This window comes from Streptomyces sp. Ag109_G2-15, assembly GCF_900215565.1.
In the GTDB taxonomy this organism is placed as follows: domain Bacteria; phylum Actinomycetota; class Actinomycetes; order Streptomycetales; family Streptomycetaceae; genus Streptomyces; species Streptomyces diastatochromogenes.
This window is the reverse complement of record NZ_OCNI01000001.1, coordinates 7,273,866-7,295,793: the sequence shown is the minus strand read 5'-3', so window position 1 is coordinate 7,295,793 and position 21,928 is coordinate 7,273,866. Positions and strand designations below refer to the sequence as shown.

At 71.4% G+C, this 21,928-nt stretch carries 21 protein-coding genes and 1 pseudogene; 10 read left to right on the top strand and 12 right to left on the bottom strand.

The features are described 5' to 3' along the window. The first annotated feature begins 58 nt into the window (after positions 1 to 58). The 3 genes from CRP49_RS32825 to CRP49_RS32815 all read left to right on the top strand — a co-directional run bounded on the left by CRP49_RS32825 (position 59) and on the right by CRP49_RS32815 (position 4,396). On the top strand, positions 59 to 493 hold the full coding sequence (locus tag CRP49_RS32825; RefSeq protein ID WP_097256609.1) for an ATP-binding protein: 435 nt from the start codon (positions 59 to 61) through the stop codon (positions 491 to 493). A gap of 206 nt (positions 494 to 699) precedes the next feature. Next, positions 700 to 2,061: an NAD(P)/FAD-dependent oxidoreductase gene (locus tag CRP49_RS32820; protein WP_097256608.1), complete on the top strand. Its 1,362-nt coding sequence runs from the start codon at positions 700 to 702 to the stop codon at positions 2,059 to 2,061. A gap of 118 nt (positions 2,062 to 2,179) precedes the next feature. Next, complete coding sequence (locus tag CRP49_RS32815; protein WP_097256607.1) at positions 2,180 to 4,396, top strand: FUSC family protein; 2,217 nt, start codon at positions 2,180 to 2,182, stop codon at positions 4,394 to 4,396. Positions 4,397 to 4,405: 9 nt separating this feature from the next. Here the strand turns inward: CRP49_RS32815 and CRP49_RS32810 are convergent, their stop codons facing one another. Beyond that, positions 4,406 to 5,254, bottom strand: coding sequence for a SigB/SigF/SigG family RNA polymerase sigma factor (locus CRP49_RS32810; RefSeq protein WP_097256606.1), 849 nt, complete (start codon positions 5,252 to 5,254; stop codon positions 4,406 to 4,408). 432 nt (positions 5,255 to 5,686) lie between these two features. Here CRP49_RS32810 and CRP49_RS32805 point away from each other — a divergent pair, with 432 nt between their 5' ends. Continuing rightward, a complete protein-coding gene (locus CRP49_RS32805) occupies positions 5,687 to 6,145 on the top strand; it encodes a cyclic nucleotide-binding domain-containing protein (protein WP_097256605.1) in 459 nt (152 codons plus the stop codon). Between the two features lie 78 nt (positions 6,146 to 6,223). Here CRP49_RS32805 and CRP49_RS32800 read toward each other — a convergent pair whose 3' ends face one another. Together CRP49_RS32800 and CRP49_RS32795 are read right to left on the bottom strand one after the other, a co-directional pair. Next, positions 6,224 to 7,525: an MFS transporter gene (locus CRP49_RS32800; RefSeq protein ID WP_097256604.1), complete on the bottom strand. Its 1,302-nt coding sequence runs from the start codon at positions 7,523 to 7,525 to the stop codon at positions 6,224 to 6,226. 83 nt (positions 7,526 to 7,608) lie between these two features. Further along, positions 7,609 to 8,223, bottom strand: a complete 615-nt coding sequence (locus tag CRP49_RS32795) for a LysE/ArgO family amino acid transporter (protein WP_097256603.1) — start codon at positions 8,221 to 8,223, stop codon at positions 7,609 to 7,611. A gap of 66 nt (positions 8,224 to 8,289) precedes the next feature. On the opposite strand from CRP49_RS32795, the gene CRP49_RS32790 reads away from it, so the two are divergent. Further along, positions 8,290 to 9,174, top strand: a complete 885-nt coding sequence (locus CRP49_RS32790) for a LysR family transcriptional regulator ArgP (RefSeq protein ID WP_179851825.1) — start codon at positions 8,290 to 8,292, stop codon at positions 9,172 to 9,174. Between the two features lie 9 nt (positions 9,175 to 9,183). Here the strand turns inward: CRP49_RS32790 and CRP49_RS32785 are convergent, their stop codons facing one another. Then, entirely contained in the window at positions 9,184 to 9,891 is a 708-nt protein-coding gene (locus CRP49_RS32785; RefSeq protein WP_097256601.1) for a TetR/AcrR family transcriptional regulator, read from the bottom strand. A 139-nt stretch (positions 9,892 to 10,030) separates the two neighbouring features. On the opposite strand from CRP49_RS32785, the gene CRP49_RS32780 reads away from it, so the two are divergent. Next, positions 10,031 to 11,251: a saccharopine dehydrogenase family protein gene (locus CRP49_RS32780; RefSeq protein WP_097256600.1), complete on the top strand. Its 1,221-nt coding sequence runs from the start codon at positions 10,031 to 10,033 to the stop codon at positions 11,249 to 11,251. A gap of 101 nt (positions 11,252 to 11,352) precedes the next feature. Continuing rightward, positions 11,353 to 11,601, top strand: coding sequence for a WhiB family transcriptional regulator (locus CRP49_RS32775; protein ID WP_097256599.1), 249 nt, complete (start codon positions 11,353 to 11,355; stop codon positions 11,599 to 11,601). Between the two features lie 124 nt (positions 11,602 to 11,725). On the opposite strand, the gene CRP49_RS32770 is transcribed toward CRP49_RS32775, so the two are convergent. Genes CRP49_RS32770 through CRP49_RS32755 form a run of 4 tightly spaced genes read right to left on the bottom strand, consistent with a single transcriptional unit; the run spans position 11,726 to position 16,516 of the window. After that, positions 11,726 to 13,558, bottom strand: coding sequence for a cell wall metabolism sensor histidine kinase WalK (locus CRP49_RS32770; RefSeq protein ID WP_097256598.1), 1,833 nt, complete (start codon positions 13,556 to 13,558; stop codon positions 11,726 to 11,728). After that, on the bottom strand, positions 13,555 to 14,259 hold the full coding sequence (locus tag CRP49_RS32765) for a response regulator transcription factor (protein ID WP_097256597.1): 705 nt from the start codon (positions 14,257 to 14,259) through the stop codon (positions 13,555 to 13,557). The genes CRP49_RS32770 and CRP49_RS32765 overlap by 4 nt, the downstream gene beginning before the upstream one ends. Positions 14,260 to 14,279: 20 nt before the next feature. Next, positions 14,280 to 15,032 carry a L,D-transpeptidase family protein gene (locus CRP49_RS32760; protein ID WP_097256596.1) on the bottom strand — a complete coding sequence of 251 codons (753 nt, stop codon included), beginning with the start codon at positions 15,030 to 15,032 and terminating at the stop codon, positions 14,280 to 14,282. Between the two features lie 56 nt (positions 15,033 to 15,088). Next, a complete protein-coding gene (locus tag CRP49_RS32755) occupies positions 15,089 to 16,516 on the bottom strand; it encodes a M1 family metallopeptidase (RefSeq protein ID WP_097256595.1) in 1,428 nt (475 codons plus the stop codon). 164 nt (positions 16,517 to 16,680) lie between these two features. Here CRP49_RS32755 and CRP49_RS32750 point away from each other — a divergent pair, with 164 nt between their 5' ends. After that, a complete protein-coding gene (locus tag CRP49_RS32750; protein WP_097256594.1) occupies positions 16,681 to 17,031 on the top strand; it encodes a DUF488 domain-containing protein in 351 nt (116 codons plus the stop codon). A 105-nt stretch (positions 17,032 to 17,136) separates the two neighbouring features. On the opposite strand, the gene CRP49_RS32745 is transcribed toward CRP49_RS32750, so the two are convergent. Continuing rightward, complete coding sequence (locus CRP49_RS32745) at positions 17,137 to 18,810, bottom strand: FAD-binding dehydrogenase (protein WP_097256593.1); 1,674 nt, start codon at positions 18,808 to 18,810, stop codon at positions 17,137 to 17,139. A 72-nt stretch (positions 18,811 to 18,882) separates the two neighbouring features. After that, positions 18,883 to 19,509 carry a TetR/AcrR family transcriptional regulator gene (locus CRP49_RS32740; protein ID WP_097256592.1) on the bottom strand — a complete coding sequence of 209 codons (627 nt, stop codon included), beginning with the start codon at positions 19,507 to 19,509 and terminating at the stop codon, positions 18,883 to 18,885. A 113-nt stretch (positions 19,510 to 19,622) separates the two neighbouring features. Here CRP49_RS32740 and CRP49_RS32735 point away from each other — a divergent pair. Both CRP49_RS32735 and CRP49_RS32730 read left to right on the top strand, forming a co-directional pair. Next, positions 19,623 to 19,829: pseudogene (locus tag CRP49_RS32735) on the top strand (alpha-ketoglutarate-dependent dioxygenase AlkB); the annotation flags it as partial. A gap of 65 nt (positions 19,830 to 19,894) precedes the next feature. Continuing rightward, complete coding sequence (locus CRP49_RS32730; RefSeq protein ID WP_257033565.1) at positions 19,895 to 21,040, top strand: site-specific integrase; 1,146 nt, start codon at positions 19,895 to 19,897, stop codon at positions 21,038 to 21,040. 33 nt (positions 21,041 to 21,073) lie between these two features. On the opposite strand, the gene CRP49_RS32725 is transcribed toward CRP49_RS32730, so the two are convergent. Together CRP49_RS32725 and CRP49_RS32720 are read right to left on the bottom strand one after the other, a co-directional pair. Then, positions 21,074 to 21,280, bottom strand: coding sequence for a helix-turn-helix domain-containing protein (locus CRP49_RS32725; RefSeq protein ID WP_097256591.1), 207 nt, complete (start codon positions 21,278 to 21,280; stop codon positions 21,074 to 21,076). Further along, entirely contained in the window at positions 21,277 to 21,804 is a 528-nt protein-coding gene (locus CRP49_RS32720; RefSeq protein WP_179851824.1) for a WhiB family transcriptional regulator, read from the bottom strand. The genes CRP49_RS32725 and CRP49_RS32720 overlap by 4 nt, the downstream gene beginning before the upstream one ends. Positions 21,805 to 21,928: the final 124 nt, after the last annotated feature.

The window sequence follows — 21,928 nt, the reverse complement described above, 5'->3', positions numbered from 1 at the left end:
GACCGCCCTGGTCGCAAGGGGCCACCGGCCCCGACCGGACGGGGCCGGAGAATGCGAGATGGCGACAGAGCCGCGTGGGGACGACACACCGCCCTCGGAGGACTGGGACGAGCGGGCGTTCTCCTTCCCGGGTGAGCTGCGGAACGTGACGGGGGCACGGCTCGCGGCGGAGGAGTTCCTGTGCGCCCTCGCCCGGGACGCGCCGCCCGGCACGCCCGAGTGCTGGGACGACATCCTGCTGGTCGTCACGGAACTGGCCGCCAACGCCGTCCAGTACGCCCCTGGCCCCTTCGGTCTGCGGATGCGCCGCACCTTCGACGGGGTGCACGTGACGATGCACGACACCAGCACCACCCGGCCGGAGCCGCGGCCCTTCCAGCCGAGTGCGGGCGGCGGCGGGATCGGCTGGCACCTGGTGCACACGCTGTCCAGCCAGGTGAGCGTCGTCGTCGAGGACCACGGCAAGGACATCCACGTGTTCCTGCCCTGGTGAGCCGGGTGATGCTCAGGAGTACGACGTGTATCTGTGCGAGATCGGGTTACTCCGGCCTCAGCAGGGGCATGCTGGTGCCCACGCGTTCGTCTGCCTGCCGCACCCAGCTGGCGGAACGGCTCGGGGCACGGTGGGATCGACGTGGCCGCAGCGGTCCAGGGCATGCGAACGGCGTCGAGTCGGACCGCCTGGAGCCGCAGGAAGGGATGAACACCGTGACACGACCCAGGATCCTGGTGGTTGGCGCAGGCTTCGCCGGAGTCGAGTGCGTCCGCCGCCTGGAGCGGAAACTCACCCCCGACGAGGCCGACGTCACGCTGGTGACGCCGTACGCCTACCAGCTCTACCTCCCCCTGCTGCCCCAGGTCGCCTCCGGAGTGCTGACTCCGCAGTCGATCGCCGTCTCGCTGCGCCGCAGCAAGAAGTACCGCACCCGGATCATCCCGGGCGGCGCGATCGGCGTGGACCTGAAGTCCAAGGTCTGCGTCATCCGCACCATCACCGACGACGTCGTCGACGAGCGGTACGACTACATCGTGCTGGCACCGGGCAGCGTGACCCGCACCTTCGACATCCCGGGGCTCACCGAGCACGCCTTCGGGATGAAGACCCTCGCCGAGGCCGCGTACATCCGCGACCACGTCATCGCGCAGCTGGACCTCGCGGACGCCAGCGACGATCCCGCCGAGCGGGCCGCGCGGCTGCAGTTCGTGGTGGTCGGCGGCGGATACGCGGGCACCGAGACCGCGGCCTGTCTGCAACGGCTCACCCACGCGGCCGTGCAGCGCTATCCGCGCCTCGACCCGAACCTGATCAAGTGGCACCTCATCGACATCGCGCCCAAGCTCATGCCGGAGCTGGGCGACAAGCTGGGCCGCAGTGCGCAGGAGATCCTGCGGCGGCGCGGTATCGACGTCTCGCTGGGTGTGTCGATCGACAAGGCGGGGGCCGAGGAGGTCACCTTCACCGACGGCCGGGTGGTGCCGACCCACACCCTGATCTGGACGGCCGGTGTGGTGGCGAGCCCGCTGATCGCCACGCTCGGCGCGGAGACGGTCCGCGGCCGGCTCGCGGTCACCGCCGAGATGGCCCTGCCCGGTCATGACGGGGTGTTCGCGCTCGGCGACGCGGCCGCCGTGCCCGACAAGGCCAAGAGCGAGGAGAACGCGGTGTGCCCGCCCACCGCGCAGCACGCCATGCGCCAGGGCAGGGTGGTCGCCGACAACGTCATCGCGACCCTGCGCAACGAGCCGCTGCTGCCGTACGTGCACAAGGACCTGGGTCTCGTCGTCGACCTCGGCGGCAAGGACGCCGTGTCCAAGCCGCTCGGTATCGAGCTGCGGGGCGTGCCCGCGCAGGCGGTGGCGCGCGGCTACCACTGGTCGGCGCTGCGCACCAACGTCGCCAAGACCCGCGTCATGACCAACTGGCTGCTGAACGCGGTCGCGGGCGACGATTTCGTCCGCACCGGCTTCCAGTCCCGCAAGGCCGCCCGGCTGAAGGATTTCGAGTTCACGAACGAGTACCTGACACCGGAACAGGTCCGCGCCCAGGTGGAGGGCAAGTAGCAGGTCGGCCGGGGGAAGGTGGGCCGGGCCGACGTGCCATGCTGGGTCGGAGATCAAGTTCCGGCACGGGAGAGAGCGCGGCGGCGTGAGGGCAGCGGTTCGGTCGGGGTGGGCACGGATGTGGGACCGGCTCGCGGCGTCCGATCCCGGGCTGCTGCGGCTCACCGCGGGCCTGCGCACGGTGGCCGCCATCGCGCTCACCCTCGCCGTGCTGACCCTGGTGCGGGTCCCGGTCCCGCACCTCGTCGCGGGCGCCATCGCGGCGATGGCCGCGACCTTCGCCATCCGGGAGAAGCAGCGCTCCCAGCAGGCCGTCACCCTCGCGCTGGGCCTGCCGGTGGCGCTCGCCTCGGTGTCGCTGGGCGCGCTCCTGAACCAGTGGGTCGTCGTGGGCGACGTGTTCTTCGTCGTCCTCATCTTCTGTGCCGTCTACGGCCGCCGGTTCGGCGACCGCGGCACGGCGCTGGGCCTCATAGGCTTCCAGATCTACTTCCTCTCGCTGTTCGTGCACGCGACCACGTCCGCGCTGCCCGGCCTGTACGGCGTGATCGCCGTGGCGTTCGTGTGCAGCGGTGTCGCCCGCTTCGTGCTGCTGCCGCAGACCCCGGCGGGGACCCTCGACCGGCTGCGCCGGGCGTTCCGGGCCCGGCTCGGGCAGCTGGTCGCCGCCCAGATCGAGCTGCTGGACGCCGGTCCCGAGGACGTCGAGAAGGTCCTGGAGCACCTGCGCACCGGCACCGCCCGGCTGCACGAGACGGCGCTGATGATCCAGGGCCGGCTGGCGGACGGCACCGCCGACGAGGCGACGGCACGGCTGCTGCAACGCCGCATCGCCGACGCCGAGATCGCCGCCGAACGGCTCGGTCTGCTGCTGCTCACCTCGCGCAGCGCCGAGCGGACGGACACCCTCACCCTGCATCTGCCCGGCGCACCCCTGCCGTCCGGTGGCGAGCTGCCGGTGCGGGACGAGGCGACGGCGGTGCTGCGCCGGGACCTGGAGGCGTTGCGTCTGCTGGTGCTGCGACCGGTCGGCGAGGCCTCGGGGACGGCGCTGGCGCAGGTCCGCAACCGGCTGCTCGGCTACCGCGAGGAGGAGAACCTGCCCAAGGCGTCGCCGGCCCTGCAGGACGTCTTCCGGGGTCTGGGCGAGGCCGCGCGGGCCGTCCTCGGGCTGCGGATCGCCCTGGACGGGCCGCAGGACGAGTCCGACGACACCCCGGCGACGGCCCGCTCCCGCGAGGAGCTGGACGCCGAGGACGCCGCGATCGAGAGCAGCGAGGAGGACGAGCCCGAGGAGCCGGAGCCGACCGGGCTCGGGCGGCCCACCACCCGGGCCGCCGTGCAGGTGGCGGTCGGTTCGGCGCTCGCCATCGCGGGCGGTGAGCTGCTGTCCAGCCAGCGCTGGTACTGGGCGGTGCTGACCTGCTGGATCGTTTTCCTGAACACCGCGTCCACCGGCGAGATCCTGGTGAAGGGCTACCGGCGGCTGATCGGCACGGTCCTCGGTGTGGTGGCCGGCATCGGGCTCGCGGGACTGGTCGGACACCACACCTGGACGGCGTTCGCCCTCGTGCTCCTGTGCGTCTTCGCGGCGTTCTACACCGCGCCCCTGTCCTACACGCTGATGTCGTTCTTCGTGACGGCGATGCTCGGGCTGCTGTACACGCTGCTGAGCACGTACAGCGTGTCGGTGCTGGTGCTGCGGGTGGAGGAGACGGCGCTGGGCGCGGCCTGCGGGGTGATCGCGGCGGCGGTGGTGCTGCCGATCCACACCGACCGGCGCACCAACGAGCTGCTCGTCGACACCCTCGACAAGCTGGCGGACGTCACGAGGGCCGCCATGGACCAGCTGAGCGGCGCGCCGCCGGCCGACCTGGTGGACCGGGCGCGCGATCTGGACCAGGCGCTGGCCGACCTGCGCGCCGCCACCCAGCCGCTCACCCACCCGATCGCGCCGCAGCGCTCCCGCCGGGACACCGCCCGGTACGTGGTGGCCCTGCTGGAGACCTGCGCCTACCACGCGCGTTCGCTCGCCGCCACGGCCGAGCTGTTGCCGACGCACCCGTCGATCGCGGCGGATCCGCGGCTGCGCGGGGCCGGCCGGCGGATCGTGCACAACATCGAGGCGATCGCCGCGCACGTCGCCGACCCCCGTTCGACGGCCGGGATCGAGACCGGCCCCAGCATCGCGTCGATGCTGGAACCGGGCACCCTGCGCACCCCGCGCTACGGCCGGGTCACCGACCGGGTGCTCCGGCATCTGCAGCGCCTGGACGAGGCGGTGTCGGGTCTGGCCCGGCCGCTGGGCATCACGCGGGAGCGGTCGAGGAAGTGACGGCCGGTGTCACCCGGCGGTCCGGCCGCTCTGGCGCTGTCCCAGCGCCGCGGCGCGTACGCGGGCGCAGCTGCGGCTGATGAGCCGGGAGACGTGCATCTGGGAGATGCCGAGCCGGTCGGCGATGCGGCTCTGCGTCATGTCCTCGAAGAACCGCATGTAGAGGATGGCCCGCTCCCGCTCGGGCAGGCGGCGCAGCCCTTCCTTGGCGGCCTCGCGGTCCACGACGACGTCGTACGAGGAGTCCGTCGCACCCAGCGTGTCGGCCAGGCTGTAACTGGTGTCATCGGTGGACAGTTCGGCGTCCAGCGAGAGGGTGCTGAAGCTCTCCAGCGCCTCCAGGCCCTCGGCGACCTCCTCCTCGGTGAGGCCGGTGTGCGTGGCGAGGTCGGCGGTGGTGGGTTCGGGGGTGCCGGGGTGCTGGGTGAGTTCGCGGCGGGCCACGCGCACCCGGTTGCGCACCTCCTGCACCCGGCGGGGCACCCGCACGGCCCACATCCGGTCCCGGAAGTGCCGTTTGACCTCGCCGGTGATGGTCGGCACGGCGTAGCTCTCGAAGGCTCCCCGGGAGGGGTCGAACCGGTCGATGGCCTTGACCAGGCCGAGCGCGGCCACCTGGCGCAGATCCTCGGGGGACTCCCCGCGGTCGCGGAACCGGCCGGCGATCCGATGGGCCATCGGCAGCCACGCGGCCGCCAGTTCGTCGCGTACGGAGTCCCGCTCGGGGCCGTCGTCCAGTTCCGTGAGCCGGACGAAGTGGGCCGTGGTGTCGGGGGCGTCGTCATGGGTCCGCCGCACGGACGCGACGGAGGCGGTGTCGGTCGTACCAGGACGGCTTGTGGACATGTCGGTCAGCATGCGCATCGCTCCTGAGCGGTGGTGTCAGGGCGCGGACAGAAGACGGAGTGCGCCTGCCCGACCGCCCGGGCGGCAAACGCCGCTTGCCGGAACTGCGGTCGGGTACCCGGACCGCATGACCGATGTCGTGGACGCGGACGAGTTGTTGTGGGCGGAGTGAAACAGGTCACGTGACCCGCTCCCGATTGGGTGAATTCCCAGCAGATGGTTTACCGTTCATCCATAAGTGGTGACGGAGTCGACCGGAACCGTCCTCCCTTACCACCGCATACGGCCCTGGCTGGCTTCCCCCGTCCAGCCAGGGCTTTTTCATGCCTCCACGGCACGGCGCCGGCAGAAACCCGCTTCCTTCGAGGTGCCCCGGACGGCGGCAGCGGCTGAAATGGGCTTGGGGAAACCACCCGAACCGCTGCCGGCGAGGAGTCCCGCGCCATGACCAAAGCGATAAAACTGCTGACCGCCCTGCCGCAGGCCCAGCGCGAGACGCTGATGGAGCTGGCCAAGGAGGTCTCCTTCCCGGAGGACACCCACATCTTCGAGGCGGGCGGCACCGCCGACCGCTTCTGGGTGATCCGCTCCGGCGCGGTCCATCTGGACCAGCAGGTCACCTCCCGGCAGCGGGTCACCGTGGCCACGCTCGGCGCGGGCGACATGCTCGGCTGGTCCTGGCTGTTCCCGCCGTACGAGTGGGACTTCGGCGCGGTGGCCTTCAGCAACGTACGGGCCTACGAGTTCGACGGGCCGTCGGTGCTCGCGCTGTGCGTGGAGGACCCCCTGCTCGGGCTGTCACTGGTGCGCACGGTCGCCGAGGTCCTCGCCCACCGCCTGGAGGCGACCCGCGGCAAGCTGATGGAGCAGTACACGATGCGGCGCCGGAGCGGCCCGCTCTAGGTCTGCCGTCCGGCAGATCATGCGCCGCAGCGGCGGAGTCGCCTGTCGGCGCACAGTCCCGCGCCGCTTGCGGGCGTCTCAGATCCGGTACCGGCGCAGCGCCGGGACCGCTGCGGCGAGCCCCAGCATGACCGCCACCACCAGCGCGCCCCCGCCCGCCACGGCCGCCCGGGGGCCGAAGGCCGAGCCGGCGGTGCCGTGCAGGACGTCGGCCAGGCGTGGACCGCCCGCGACGACCACGGTGAACACCCCCTGCATCCGCCCGCGCATCTCGTCGGTCGCGGCGGAGAGCAGGATGGCCCCGCGGAACACCATGGAGACCATGTCGGCGACCCCCGCCGCGGCGAGGAAGGCCACGGCCAGCCAGAGGTTGCCGCTCAGCCCGAACCCGGCGATGGCCACGCCCCAGCCGACGACCGCGCCGATGACCATCCAGCCGTGCCGCCGCGCCCGCGAGAAGGCGCCGGAGAACAGGCCGCCGAGCACCGCGCCGACCGGGATCCCGGCGAACAGCACACCGAGGGCAAGCCCTTCGCCGTAGGAGGCGTACGTCTGCGCGGCCAGCTGCGGGAACAGGGCCCGGGGCATGCCGAAGACCATGGCGACGATGTCGGCCAGGAACGACAGCAGCAGCACCTTGTGCCCGGCGATGTAGCGGAACCCGGCCGCTATCTCGCGCACCCCGGCCCGGCGGCCCGGCCCCTCGCCCAGCGGCGGCAGCGCGGGCAGCCGGAACACCGCCCACACGGTGACGCACAGGGCCAGCGCGTCGATCAGGTACAGCTCGGGCAGCCCGATGACCGGGATCAGCACACCGGCCAGCAGCGGACCCGCGACAAGGCCGGTCTGCATCACGGTCGAGCCGAGCGCCTGGGCCGCGGGCAGCTCCTCGGCCGGGACCAGACGGGCGACGGAGGCACTGCGGGCCGGGGAGTTGAGCCCGAAGAACGCCTGCTGCGCGGCGAGCAGCACCATCAGTACGACCACGGAGTCCAGCCCGGTGACGGCCTGCGCCCAGAACAGCACCGAGGTCACGGCGATCCCGCTGTTGGTGACCAGCAGCAGCTTGCGCCGGTCCACCGTGTCGGCGACCGCACCGCCCCACAGCGCGAACACCACCATGGGCACCAGACCGGCGAGGCTGGCGTAGCCGACCCAGGCCGAGGAGTGGGTGATGTCGTAGATCTGCTTGGGTACGGCGACGGCGGTCAGCTGGCTGCCGACGGCGGTGACGATGGTCGACGACCACAGCCGCCGGTAGGCCGGGATGCGCAGGGGCCGGGTGTCCATCGCCCAGCGGCGCCAGCCGCGCCGGGGCGGCGCGGCCGTGGCCGTGGTGGCGCTGTCGGGCTCGGTGGTGCTGCTCTCGCTCGTGTCCACGGGTGTCCTGGTTGCTCGTTACATCTTTTCGGTTCGCGAGCCTAACTATTTCAGTAACCCATGTACATGCCGAAAGGATTTACTCAGGATCCGGCCACCAGCGTGGCCCCCAACGCCAGCATGGTCACCGCGACCAGTCCGTCCAGGACCCGCCAGGCGGTGGGCCGGGCGAGGAAGCGACCGAGCAGCCGGGCGCCGAAGCCGAGCGCGGCGAACCAGCACAGGCTCGCGAAAGCGGCGCCGAGCCCGAAGGTCCAGCGCATCGGACCGCGGTCGGCGGCGAGGGAGCCGAGCAGGAACACGGTGTCCAGGTAGACGTGCGGGTTGAGCCAGGTCATGGCCAGGCAGGTCAGGATCGCCCTGCGCCGCGAGCCCGCCGCATCGCCGTCCGCGTGCAGGCCGGTACCGGGCCTGAGGACCCGGCGGGCGGCGAGGGCGCCGTAGCAGAGCAGGAACGCACCGCCGACGAGCCCGACGGCCCGTACCGCACCCGGCCAGGCCACCACGACCGCCCCGACCCCGCCGACGCCGAGGGCTATCAGCAGCGCGTCGGACAGGGCGCAGATGCCGACCACGGCGAGGACGGCGTCGCGGCGCACCCCCTGGCGCAGGACGAAGGCGTTCTGGGCGCCGATGGCGACGATCAGGGAGAGGCCGGTGCCGAATCCGGCGGCCGCGGCGGTCAGTGCGTGGTTCATACCGTCGACGTTAAGCAAACGATCACAGTAGGTACAGCTAAAGATTCTTACGTATCCTTAGCGATTGTGATGGAGGAGCTTCCCCTGGAGCATGTGCGGACGCTGCTCGCCGTGGTGGACGAGGGCACGTTCGACGCGGCGGCCGCGGCCCTGCATGTGACGCCGTCGGCGGTCAGCCAGCGGGTCAAGGCGCTGGAACAGCGCACCGGCCGGGTGCTGCTCCAGCGCACCAAGCCGGTGCGCCCGACGGAGTCCGGCGCGGTGCTGGTCAGGTTCGCCCGGCAGCTGGCCCGGCTGGAGCGGGACGCGCGCGGCGAGCTGGGCCTGAGCGGTGCCGGCGAGCCGACGCGGGTGTCGGTCGCGGTGAACGCGGACTCGCTGGCGACCTGGTTCCTGGGGGCGCTCACCCGGGTGGAGGGGCTCTGCTTCGAGCTGCACCGGGAGGACGAGGCCCACACGGCGGCGCTGCTGCGGGAGGGCCTGGTGATGGCGGCCGTGACCTCCTCGCCCGACCCGGTGCCGGGCTGCTCGGTCCGCACGCTCGGCCGGATGCGCTATCTGGCCGCGGCCGCACCGGAGTTCGCCGAGCGGTACCTGGACGGGCCCGTCCAGGAACTCCTGCCCGAGGCCCCCGTCGTGGTCTTCGACCGCAAGGACGACTTCCAGGACGGCTTCGTACGCCGGCTGGGCGGCACGGCCGCCAGTCCGCTGCGGCACTACGTGCCGTCCTCGGCGGGCTTCGTCGACGCCGTCGTCGCCGGGCTCGGCTGGGGCATGATCCCGGAGCCCGAGGCCCGGCCGCTGCTGGACGCGGGGCGCCTCGTCCCGCTCGCACCGCGGGAGTGGATGGAGGTCACGCTGTACTGGCAGCGGTGGAAACTCGACTCCCCCGCGCTGGCGGCACTGTCCGAGGCGGTGACGGCGACGGCGGCCCGGGCACTGCGGCGGTGACGGTGACGGTCAGGGCACCTGCGTGCCGAGCCGCCCGGCCGCGCTGTCCAGCAGCATCTCCAGGGCGGTCGGGTAGGCGCTGGTGACCATGCGTCGGGCCAGCAGCGGAGCCGCCTCGGCGATACGGGGGTGGGTGGCGCGGGGCAGCCGGGCGTAGGTCGAGTGCCACTTGTCCTCGTCGGCCCGCTGGGAGGCGCTCGGCAGGGCCAGGGACGCGGCGTCGAGGGCGGCGAAGGCCAGCGTCTGGTCGATGAAGGCGTGGTAGACGCGGACCGTCTCCGGCAGGGAGAACCCGGCTCTGCGCAGGACGTCCAGGACCGCCTCGTCGGCGGCCAGTTCCTGGGCGCGCCCGGTGACCCGGTTCGCGGTCAGCAGCGCCGCCTGCGGGTGCGCGACGTACGCGGCGTGGATGCGCAGACCGATCGTCCGCAGGTCCGCCCGCCACTCCCCCACCGGCTGCCAGCCCGCCAGGGCCTGGCCGATGAGCGCGTCCCCGATGGCCAGGGTCAGGTCGTCCATGCCGCGGAAGTACCGGTACAGCGTGCTGGGATCGCAGTCCAGGGCGAGGCCCAGGCGGCGCGCGGTGAGCCCGGTGCTGCCGTGCTCGCGGAGCAGCCGCAGCGCGGTCTCGACGATCAGCGGCTCGGACAGCACGATGCCGCTGCGGGTCGGACGGCGCCGGCGGCGCTTCTCCTCGGGCACCACGGGCTTGGGCACGGCGGATCCTCCCGGTCTCCTTCGTCGACGAGCCTTATGCCAACGCCATTGACCTTACGCCATGCCCCGGCGTTGTATTCCGGCCAAGGCGCGCCTGCCCCGTTCCTCTTACCGTTCGTGTCAGGCAGGGAGTTTCGTCATGCGTGTACTGCTCGTGGGAGCCGGCGGTGTGGGCACCGCCATCACCCGGATCGCGGCCCGCCGCCCGTTCCTCGACCTGCTGGTGGTCGCCGATTACGACGGCGCCCGGGCCGAGGCTGCGGTCGCGGCCCTCGCCGACGCCGGGAGCCGGTTCCGCGCCGAGCGCGTGGACGCCGGCGACGAGACCGCGGTGGCCCGGCTGCTCGCCCGCCACGGCTGCGACGTCCTGCTCAACGCGACCGACCCGCGCTTCGTCATGCCCCTGTTCCGCGCGGCGCGCGCGGCCGGCGCCGGTTACGTCGACATGGCGATGTCCCTGTCCCGGCCACACCCCGAGCGGCCGTACGAGGAGTGCGGGGTCAAGCTGGGCGACGAGCAGTTCGCGCTGGCCGAGGAGTGGGAGAAGGCGGGCGCGCTCGCTCTCGTCGGCATGGGCGTGGAGCCCGGTCTGTCGGACGTGTTCGCCCGGTACGCGGCCGACGAACTCTTCGACACCATCGAGGAGATCGGCATCCGCGACGGCGCCAACCTCACCGTCGACGGCTACGACTTCGCGCCCTCCTTCAGCATCTGGACCACCATCGAGGAGTGTCTGAACCCGCCGGTCGTGTACGAGGCCGGGCGCGGCTGGTTCACCACGCCCCCGTTCAGCGAGCCGGAGGTGTTCGACTTCCCCGAGGGCATCGGGCCCGTGGAGTGCGTGAACGTCGAGCACGAGGAGGTGCTGCTGGTGCCGCGCTGGGTGGGCGCGCGGCGGGTCACCTTCAAGTACGGCCTGGGCGGGGAGTTCATCGAGACGCTGAAGACCCTGCACCGGCTGGGACTCGACCGCACCGAGCCGGTGACCGTCTCCGGCCCGGACGGACCGGTCGCCGTCTCGCCGCGGGACGTGGTCGCCGCGTGCCTGCCCGATCCGGCGACGCTGGGCGAGCGGATGCACGGCAAGACGTGCGCGGGCACGTGGGTGCGCGGCACGAAGGACGGGGCGCCGCGCGAGGTGTACCTGTATCACGTGGTCGACAACCAGTGGTCGATGGCGGAGTACGGCTGTCAGGCCGTGGTGTGGCAGACGGCGGTCAATCCGGTCGTCGCCCTCGAACTCCTCGCCACCGGTGCCTGGTCGGGCACGGGCGTCCTCGGCCCGGAGGCCTTTCCCGCGCGTCCGTTCCTCGACCTGCTGACCGCGTACGGCTCCCCCTGGGGCGTCCGGGAACAGTGAGACTGGCCGGTCTCCGCCGTTTCACCGCGCATCGACAGGTGACCCGAAGGCGAGTACGCATCTTCCAGGGGCAGGTACGACCTCGATCGCAGGTGACGTTGATGGACGACTGGCGAGACCGCGCCGCATGCCGCCGCGAGGAACCCGACCTCTTCTTCCCGATCGGCACCACGGGACCGGCGCTGGTGCAGACACAGCGGGCGAAGGCGGTGTGCGGACGCTGCGGTGTCCGGGAGGAGTGCCTGCGGTGGGCACTGGACACCGGACAGGCCGCGGGTGTCTGGGGCGGCATGACGGAGACGGAACGCCGCGCCCGGGCTCGGCGCATGGGGGCACGGCGCCCGCGCTAGGGCATGTCTGATTCCCGTCGTCCGCCCGGAGGGGCCACGCGGCAGCGATGAGGGTCCCCCGCGCGGGCGTGTTCGAGCGTGCGTGCCAGGCGTCGCAAGGCGGGCGGGAATCGTCGGACAGGCTCTAGGCGTCCACCGGGTCCGGTGCGGCCGGGAGGCGAAGAGTGAAGACAGCGCCGGCGCCGGGCTCGCTCGCCGCCTCCGCCGTGCCGCCGTGGGCGGCGACCAGGTGGCGGACGATCGGCAGGCCGAGGCCGCTGCCGCCGGTGCGGCGGCTGCGGGACTTCTCGGCGCGCCAGAACCGGTCGAAGACATGCGGCAGGTCCTCGGGGGCGATACCCGATCCGGTGTCGGTGACGGTGAGGGCGATCTCCTCGTCGGCCCGGCGGGCGGCCAGGGTGACCGTGCCGTCGGCCGGGGTGTGCCGTAGCGCGTTGGAGACCAGGTTGCCGAGCGCCTGCCGCATGCGCACGGGATCCGCGTCCAGCCAGGCGGTGTCGTCGGCCTCGGTGCGCAGGGCGACCCCGGCCGCGTCGGCGGCCACCCGGTGGGCGGCGGCGACCTGGTCGAGCAGGTCGCCGGCGTGCAGCGGCTCGCGGTGCAGGCGCAGGGTGCCGGCGTCGGCGGCCGCGAGGTCCTGCAGGTCGTCGATGATCCGCTGGAGGACCAGCGACTCCTCGTGCAGGGAGGCCAGCAGGGCCGGGTCGGGGTCGACGACGCCGTCGCGGACGACCTCGAGCCAGCCGCGGATGTTGGTGAGCGGGCTGCGCAGTTCGTGGGCGATGTCGCTGACCATCGCCTTGCGCTGGGCCTCCAGGCGCTCACGGCGCTCGGTCAGGTCGTTGAACGCCTCCGCGAGGATGCCGGTCTCGTCCCGGGTGGTCACCGGCACCCGCACATGCAGTTCGGGCGGCTGCTGCGCGGCCTCGGTGAGCGCGCGCAGGGGTCGTACGAGCCGGACGGCGACGACGGCGGTCACGGCGAAGGTGACGGCGAGGACCAGCCCGGCCGCGCCGACCACCTTGGCCTTGTTGCCCGTGGACATGTCGAAGCGGGAGGGGGTCTGGTCCCCGATGCCGAGGAACAGCTCGGCGACCGGGGCGACATAGGGCTCCAGCTGGGTGCGACGGGCGCTCAGCACACAGCTCTGCGCCGCCTGGGTGGCGGCCTTGCTGTTGCTCACCTTGGGGAACTTGGCCACCAGGTAGCGGCCGCCGAGCGGATCCTTCGCGCTGGGGTCGAAGGTGAGGAACAGCGGTCCGCCGAAGTCCAGGCCCGCCCGTTTCAGGCAGGGGCGGGCCAGGTCCGTGAGGTCGGCCAAGGCCTTCTCCTCCGTCGGCGTGGGGGTGTTCAGCAGGCCGTCCGCGCACTGCTCGGCGGCGTAGGAGGTGTCGGTGCCGTCCGGGCTGCTGAGCACGGGGCGGCCGCTCGGGATCCGGACGACCGTGGTCTCGATGCCGAAACGCTCGTAGCACTGCCTGCGCTTGGCGGCCAGCGCGTCCAGCCGCACCCGCTCCTTGGCCGTGACCCGGTACGGCCCCACCACTCGGGGGTCGATGCCGCTGAGCTGGGTCCCGGTGTCGGTGTAGGTGTCGGTGCGCAGGGGGTCGACGGTGGCGGCGGGCCGGGGCGGCAGCGGAGTGCCGTGCGGCGCGGAGTCGGCGACCAGGGTGCGGTCGGCGTTCGTCAGGGCGATGCGCCGGCCGGTCGTGCGGGCCAGGTCGCGGACCGTGCGCTGCACGCCCGACCAGTCCGGGTGGGCGGCCGCGTAGCCGCTGAGCTGGGCGAGGATGCTGTTGTCGGCGGCGAGGTCCTGGCCCTGCTCCTCCTTCAGCGCCCTGGTGGTGGTGGTCACCGCGAGCCAGGCGGTGGCGGCCACCGAGCAGACGGCGATGAGGGCCGAGACGAACAGCAGGCGGACGAGCAGCCGTTTGCGCAGCGGTATCCGGCGCTTCACGGCCGGCCTCCGGTCAGCTTGTAGCCGACGCCGAACACGGTCACCAGGCGGACCGGCCGCCGGGGGTCGGTCTCGATCTTGCGGCGCAGGTTCATGATGTGCACGTCGACGGCTCGCTCGGTGGAGGCCCGGTCGAAGCCGCGCGTGCACTGCAGCAGCTGCCGCCGGGAGAACACCCGGTCCGGCTCCCCCGCCATGGCCAGCAGGATCTGGAACTCGGCCGGTGTGCACTCCACGGGTTTCCCGTCGCAGCGCACCTCGTGCCGTACCGGGTCGACGCCGATCCCTGCGGCCCGTACGACCGGATCGTCGTCCCGGACGTTCACGCCGCGCCCGCTGCGCCGCAGGACGGTGCGGATCCGGGCCATCAGCTCGCGCGGGCTGTACGGCTTGGTCATGTAGTCGTCGGCGCCGAGTTCCAGCCCGAGCAGCACGTCGTCCTCGGCGGCGCGGGCGGTGAGCATCACCACGGGGATGTCCGGGTCCTCGCCGCCGCGCAGTACCCGGCACACGCCGAAGCCGTCGATCACCGGGAGCATCAGGTCGAGCACGACCAGGTCGGGTCTCAGGCGGCGGGCCGCGTCGAGCGCGGCGGCGCCGTCGTGCACCACGGTGGCGGTGTGCCCCTCGGCCAGCAGGGAGCGGCGGATCAGTTCGGCCTGCTTCTCGTCGTCCTCGGCGACCAGCACATGTGCGCACACGAGTTCGGATCCTAGGCGGCTCAGAGCGCGAGCCAGTCGGCGTACCCCATGACGACCACCGGATGCCGCTTCGGGTCGAGGGTGCGCAGGAGGTCCTTCATGTGGGCCTTGGCGACGCTGACACAGCCGTGGGTGGGGCCGCCGTGGTCGACGTGGAACCAGACTCCGCCGCCCCGGCCCAGGCCCAGGGGGCGGGTCCAGTCCAGGGGCGAGGTTCCGGGCCTGCGGTTGTAGTCGATGGCGACGACGTAGTCGAAGGACCCGGCGAGGGGTTCGCCCTCGAAGCCGGTGCCGGGCGAGACGAATCCCCTGGAGTGGTGGTACGGAAGCCTGCTGCCCGGGTCGGCCAGCAGGCCGCCCGCGTCGCTGAGGGTGTAGACGCCGAGCGGGGAGCGCAGGTCTCCGGCGCTGTGGTGGGCGCTCCAGCCGTGCAGCGCGTTGTGGGCGGGCCACACAGCGCCCGCCTGCCAGCCGGTGGCGGTGCGCTCGTGCAGCACGACCGTGGAGAGCGGGGAGTTCCGGCCGCGTCCGGTGACGACGACGACCTGCCGGGAGCGGTCCGGTATCGCGGCGTGGGTCTTGGGGCCGAGGCCGGCTATCCGCTCGGGAGCCGACTCCACCACGGGCTCAGACGAGGGGGTGGGGGTGGGGGGTGCCGTCGGCGCCGGGCGGGTGGCGGGGATGCGGCGCTCGGTCGCCTCGGCTCCGCCGCCGCAGCCGGTGAGCAGCAGCGGGGAGACGAGGAGAGCTACGGCGGCTCTGCGATCGATCATGTGCCGACCATGGCCGACACATGTTTGGAACCCGTCAGGTTCCAAGAAGGGACCCGTCAGGCCTTGTTCGGCTTGCCCTGCTGGTAGAGCCAGGTGTGGAAGAGACCGTCCAGGTCCTTCCCGGACACCCGCTCGGCGAGCTTCACGAACTGGGCCGTCGTACCGTGCCCGGCCCGGTGCTCGGTCGCCCAGGCGCGCAGGATCGTGAAGAAGTCCTGGTCGCCGACGGCCTGGCGCAGCTCGTGCAGGGCCATGGCGCCACGGGCGTAGACGGGCGTGTCGAAGATGTTCTTGCCGCTGCCCGGGTCGCCGGGCGGGAAGGCCCACAGGTGGTCGCTCGCCGGGCGGGCGTAGAGGGCGTCGAAGCTCTTCTGGGCGCTGTCGCCGCCGTGCTGCTCGCTGTAGAGCCACTCGGCGTAGGTGGCGAAGCCCTCGTTGAGCCAGATGTCCTTCCAGGCCGTCAGCGAGACGGAGTCGCCGAACCACTGGTGTGCGCTCTCGTGGACGAGGGTGCTCACGTCGGGCGCCGAGTCGTACAAGGGCCGGCTCTGGGTCTCCAGGGCGTAGCCGACGTCCGGCGCGTGGTCGACGATGGAGCCGGCCGCGCGGAACGGGTACGGCCCGAACAGCTTGCTCTCCCACTTGAGTACGGAGGGCAGCTTCTTCAGCACGGGCGCGGCCGCGCGCGCCTCCCGGGCGTCCACGGCGTTGTAGACCTGGATGCCGTCCGAAGTGGTGTACTGCTCGACCTTGAACTTGCCGACGGTGGCGGTGGCCAGGTAGGCGGCCATGGGCTCGGCCTGGTGCCAGCGGAACGTGGTGCGGCCGTTCGCGGTGTGCTGCCCGCGCAGGACGCCGTTGGCGACGGCGGTGCGCCCCTTCGGGACCGTGATCGTGAAGTCGTACGACGACTTGTCCTTGGGGTGGTTGTTCCCCGGGAACCAGGTCATCGCGCCCTGCGGCTCGCCCGCGACGAACGCCCCGTCGTCGGTGCGGATCCAGCCGTCCGCGGAGCCGTCCGGGTCGGTGACCGCCTTGGGGGTGCCGTTGTAGGTGACCGTGACGCGGAACTCCTGGTCCTTGCGCAGCGCGTGGCGTGGAGTGACGACGAGTTCCTGGCCGTCGCGGCGGAAGCCGGCGGCAGTGTTGTCGACCTTGACGCCGGTGACCTTCAGGCCCTTGAGGTCCAGGTCGAAGCGGGTCAGCTTCTGGGTGGCGCGGACGGTGAGGACCGCCTTGCCGTCCAGGTGCCGGGAGGTGGTGTCGTAACGGAGCGTCAGGTCGTAGTGCTTGACGTGGTAGCCGCCGTTGCCGCTGAGCGGGAAGTAGGGGTCACCGGCGCCGGACGCGCCGATGGTGCCGGCAGACGCGGGACCCGCGGCGGCGAGCAGTGCCGCCACGGCGACGGGGACGGTGGCGAGGACCGCCTCGCGGCGGAGGCCTGCGCCGCGTCGTGGTGAGGCCTGTCTGTGGGGTGCCGTCATGGGCGCTCCTTAGGGGGTGGCGATGATCATTCGCCCACAGACTAGGGCCGCTGGTGTCCCCGTTTCCCCCTCATTCAGGTCAAGTCACGCCGCGTTGCCGCCCGGTGTCGCGGGGCCGCCGAAGTACGCTCGCGGAACCATCCGCGACCGAGGGGAGCTTGACCGTGAGCGTGCGCGTGCGCCGGATCTACGAGCCGCCGGAGCCCGGCGACGGCCTGCGGGTCCTGGTGGACCGGCTGTGGCCGCGCGGCCTCGCCAAGGAGGCGGCGCAGATCGACGAGTGGCCCAAAGCGCTCACACCGTCGACGGAGCTGCGCCGCTGGTACCACGCGGGCGAGGCCTCGTACGAGGAGTTCCGCCACCGCTACGAGGCGGAACTGGCCGATCCTGAGGCCGCCGAACTCCTGGACGGCCTCAGGAAGTCGGCCGGCAAGGGGCCGGTGACCCTGCTCACGGCGTCCAAGACTCCGGAGCAGAGCCATGCCGCGGTGCTGGCGGCGCTGCTGACGGGGTGAGTTCCGGGCATCGGCTCCATGGGCCCGCCTCCCGGGGCGGACTCGCCGAACCGTCACCCGGGGATGGCTGATCCACACTCAGGTCGTGGCTGATCCCCGTCGCGTTCACCCCGTCTGCTTCGCCGCCGCCCGCCCAGCCGCGCGGCCCGAGAAGAGGCAGCCGCCGAGGAAGGTGCCCTCCAGGGCGTTGTAGCCGTGGACGCCTCCGCCGCCGAAGCCGGCCACCTCGCCGGCCGCGTACAGGCCGCCGACGGGCGTGCCGTCGGGGCCGAGGGCGCGGGAGTCGAGGTCGGTCTGGATGCCGCCGAGGGTCTTGCGGGTGAGGACGTGCAGCCGGACGCCGATGAGGGGGCCCGCGGCCGGGTCGAGGACGCGGTGCGGGGTGGCCACCCGGCCGAGGCGGTCGCCGATGTAGCGGCGGGCGTTGCGGATGCCCTGGACCTGGGAGTCCTTGCTGTAGGGGTTGGCGATCTGCAGGTCGCGGGCCTCGATCTGGCGGCGCACCTCGGCCGCGTCCAGCAGGGGCTTGTCGGTGAGGCCGTTCATCTTCTCGACCAGCTGCTCCAGGGTGTTCGCGGTGACGAAGTCCGCGCCCTTGTCGAGGAAGGCCTGGACGGGTGCCGGGGCTCCCTTGCCGAGCAGTCGGTCCCGCAGCACGGCCTTGCGGTCCTTGGCGGTGATGTCGGGGTTCTGCTCGGAGCCGGAGAGCGCGAACTCCTTCTCGATGATCTTCCGGGTGAGGACGAACCAGGAGTGGTCGTACCCGGCGATGTCCTCGGTGGTGCGCAGGTGCTTGAGGGTGTTGAGGGTGTCGTAGCCGGGCAGGCAGGGGTCGGGCAGGCGGCGGCCCAGGGCGTCGAGCCAGATGGAGGAGGGCCCGGGCAGGATGCGGATGCCGTGGCCGGGCCAGATGGGGTTCCAGTTCTGCAGGCCCTCGGTGTAGTGCCACATGCGGTCCCGGTTGACCAGGCGCACGCCTGCCTCGGCGCTGATGTCGAGCATGCGGCCGTCGACGTAGGCGGGGACGCCGGTGACCATCTCGGCGGGGGGCGTGCCGAGCCGTTCGGGCCAGTAGCGGCGGACGATGTCGTGGTTGGCGCCGATGCCGCCGGTGGTGACGATCACGGCCTGGGCGGTGAGTTCGAAGTCGCCGACGCGCTCGCGGCTGGAGGCCACACCGCGCGGCGAGTCGTCGTCGGCCAGGACCGTGCCGCGCACCCCGCGGGCCGTGCCGTCCTGGAGGACGAGTTCGTCGACCTGGTGGCGGTGGTAGAAGGTGAGCAGCCCGTCGCGGGCGGCCTGCCGGGCGTACCGGACGAAGGGTTCGACCACGCCGGTGCCGGTGCCCCAGGCGATGTGGAAGCGGGGTACGGAGTTGCCGTGCCCGTCGGCGCGCAGGTCGCCGCGCTCGGCCCAGCCGACGGTCGGCAGCAGCGTGATGCCGTGCCCCTCCAGCCAGGACCGCTTCTCGCCGGCCGCGAACTCGACGTAGGCGCGGGCCCAGCGCACCGCCCAGGAGTCCTCGTCCTCAAGGCGGTCGAACTGCGCGCTGCCCCGCCAGTCGTTCCAGGCGAGGTCGAAGGAGTCCTTGATGCCGAGGCGCCGCTGCTCGGGCGAGTCGACGAGGAAGAGCCCGCCGAAGGACCAGAACGCCTGGCCGCCGAGGTTGGCGGCGTTCTCCTGGTCGACCAGGGCGACGCGCCGGCCCCGGCTGGTGAGTTCGTGCGCCGCGACCAGGCCGGCGAGGCCCGCTCCGACGACGATGACGTCCGCGTCCATGGCGTCCGTTCCTTCCTTCCGCTTGCGTCTGCTTCGGTTGCTTCGGTTAGTTCCGGTACTTCCGTCTACGGCTCATACGGGGGTGCCGCTGCCGTCGGTCAGCAGGGCGGTGAGCAGTTGCTTGAGCCAGGTGCGGGCCGCGTCGATGTCCTTGTCCAGCAGCAGCTGGGTGGTGACGCCGTCGTAGGCCGCGACCACCGCGCGGGCGGCGCCCTCGACATCGCCGAGCACGGCGGGCAGTTCGGTGTGGCCGCGGGCCCGGGCGAGCCGGTCGGCGACGGCCTCGCGAAGCCGGGTGCGGTGGTCGAGGAGGGCCTCGGCAACAGCCGGGTCGCGGGCCGCGTGCACCAGGAAGTCGGTCTTCACCAGCAGCCAGTCCACGTCGAGGAGCAGCACCTCGGTGACCCGGTCCACGGAGGCGTGCACGTCGAGGTCCGGCCCGTCCTGGGCGAGGGCGTCGGCCACCTGGGCGGCGATGAGGTCGGCGCGTTCCCGGTAGAGGGCGAAGAACAGCTCGTCCAGGGTGGCGAAGTTGGAGTAGAAGGCGCCCCGGCTGTAGCCGGCGGCCTCGCAGACCTCCTCGATGGAGACGCGGCCGAAGCCCTTGGCGGCGAACACCGCGAAGGCGGCGTCGAGCAGGTTGGCCCGCGTCTGCGCCCGCCGCTTGGTGACCCGCCGGGCCGTGTCCTGCGCCGCCATCTCCGAGACCTCCGTCGACCTCCGTTCGATACAGGAATGTATCCGATACACCGATGTATCGAAAGACTCTCCACCATGGGAACGTATTTTCGATTCAGGGGTACGCTGGAGCCATGTCCACGCATCTGCAGGGCTCCCTGTTCGACCAGACCGACGAGCTGCGGCTCGGCTCCCTCGACGGGCTGCGCCGGACCGAGCTGGGCCGGGGCGCCTGGATCGACGTGCTGCCGGGCTGGCTGAGCGGCGCCGACGCCTTGTTCGAACAGCTGGCGGCCGAGGTCCCGTGGCGGGCGGAGCGCCGCAAGATGTACGACAACGTGGCGTAGTTTGGCGCGGCCGCAGGTCACGGCCATGCTGAGGGCCCCTTGGTCAGCAACCTCCCAGCATGAGTCAGGAGACGTGCACGTTGGCGACCCAGCTCATACGCGGGATGGGCAGCTTCTTCAAGAGCTGCGCCTGCGTTCGGCAGAACCGATGCTCCCACCCGTACGCCATTCGCTACCGCGACGCCACCGGGCGCCAGCGGGAGGAGACGGGCTACGCGACACAGCAGTTGGCACTCGACCGGCTGACCAAGGTGTACGAGGAGAAGCGGAACACTCCGCGCGCCCAAGCCGACCTCAAGCGCGAGATCGGTAAGCAGCGCTTCGGGGACTACGCCGCGACCTGGCTCACCCGGCAACGCCATTACGCGCCCAGTAGTGTCCGCTCAGCCAACCAGGTCCTCAACCGCCAGGTTCTTCCGGTCCTGGAATCACGTCGGATGAACACGTTCACGTCGACCGTGATCGAAGACTTCATCATGTCGATGGAGGAACGTTCCGTCGGACTGGCCGCACAGCAGAACGCGTTCGACACCCTCAAGAAGATCCTCCTCGACGCACGCCGGAGGGGCGGCCTGGCCGCGGACCCCTTCGACGGCGTCGTCCCGCCGGCGTACATCCCCCAGAAGATCACGATTCCAACGCCGGCCGAGATCCACGCCCTCAAGGCAGCCGGGAGCGATGAGCTGCGCATCGTCATCGACCTCATGTCTGGCTGTGGCCTCCGGAACGGAGAAGCGTATGCCGCCAACTTGGAGCGGATGGTGGCCGACGACGTCTACCGCATCACGGAACAAATCGAAGGGCACGCACGACAGCGCGCCCGTCTGAAGCACCGCAAGCCCGGGGAGTTCCGCGAGACGCCCATGCCCTGGACCGTCCGTGAATCCCTCCTCCGGTTCGTGAAAGAACACGGCGCCGACACCAGTGGATACCTCCTGCGAACTCCACGCTCGACACACTGGGGGCACACGACGCTGGCCTCCCAGTGGGGTTCGGCCAAGAAGAAGGCGGGAATCACAAGAAAGCTGACGCCTTACTCCATGCGTCACTTCTTCGCATCCAACTGCCTGGCCAACGGGATACCCATCACCGACGTTGCGGAGTGGATGGGACACAGGGACATCAACGTGACATTCCGGATCTATCGGCACCTCATGCCTGCATCGATCGGGCGCGCCGCAAAGCTCCTGAACGAGGGCTTGTAAGCCGATGGGGGCCGGGAAGATTCCCGGCCCCCATCAGGAAACCTTCTGCTGCCGTGCCCAGTTGTCCAGATCGGCGACTTTGAAGCGGAGCTTTCCACCGAAGTAGTACCGCGGCAGCCCGTAACGCTGAGACTCCCGATACATCCAGCGCCGGCTCAAACCGAGATACGCCGCTGCTTCATCGACCTTCAGATACCGTTGGCCGAGTCCGTCGCCGCGAACCGGCTGATTACCGCTCATGCCGAGGTCTGGGCACCAGCGGCCCGCGTCTCGCCCTGTACTCCAGGGAAATCCCCCGCATCCCTGTGGTGTTCTCGCCGGTACAGCTTCTTCACATGCGCCTCGGAAACCTTGAGGACCTCAGCGACCCGGGGAGTTGGCGTTCCCGACCTTGCCGCGAGCCGGACAAGCTCCTGCCTCTCTAGCCTGGTGAGATGCACGTCCCTTCCGGACAGCGCAACCATGATGCGGTCAGGATCACATCGGAGTTCAAAACGGGTCCTGGCGGTCTTGCGCTCCTCCGCCGTCATACCGCCTCGTACACCGTGTGCATCACCACACTCCAGAGCGGTTTCGAGGCACGTCGCCCTCACCTGACAAGAGAAGCAAATCCTTTTCGCCAGAGCCACGCGCCGATCATCCGCAAGCGCTGCGGGGAAGAAGAGATCAGGATCCCTCACTACCTCAAGGGCCCGGGCGCACGCGGCCCTCTCCTGCCAAGTTTGATCTCCTCGGATCCGGGGCCCTGTCTGCCCTTCGTACATCACTGCTCTTCCTGTTTCAGATGCGTGCACCGACCCTGCGAACCGCGAGCGTTCAACAGGCATACAAAGCATCCGGGCAAGTGCCGATTTTCCAAACCGGCGATCGTCGGCTATATTCCCGCCT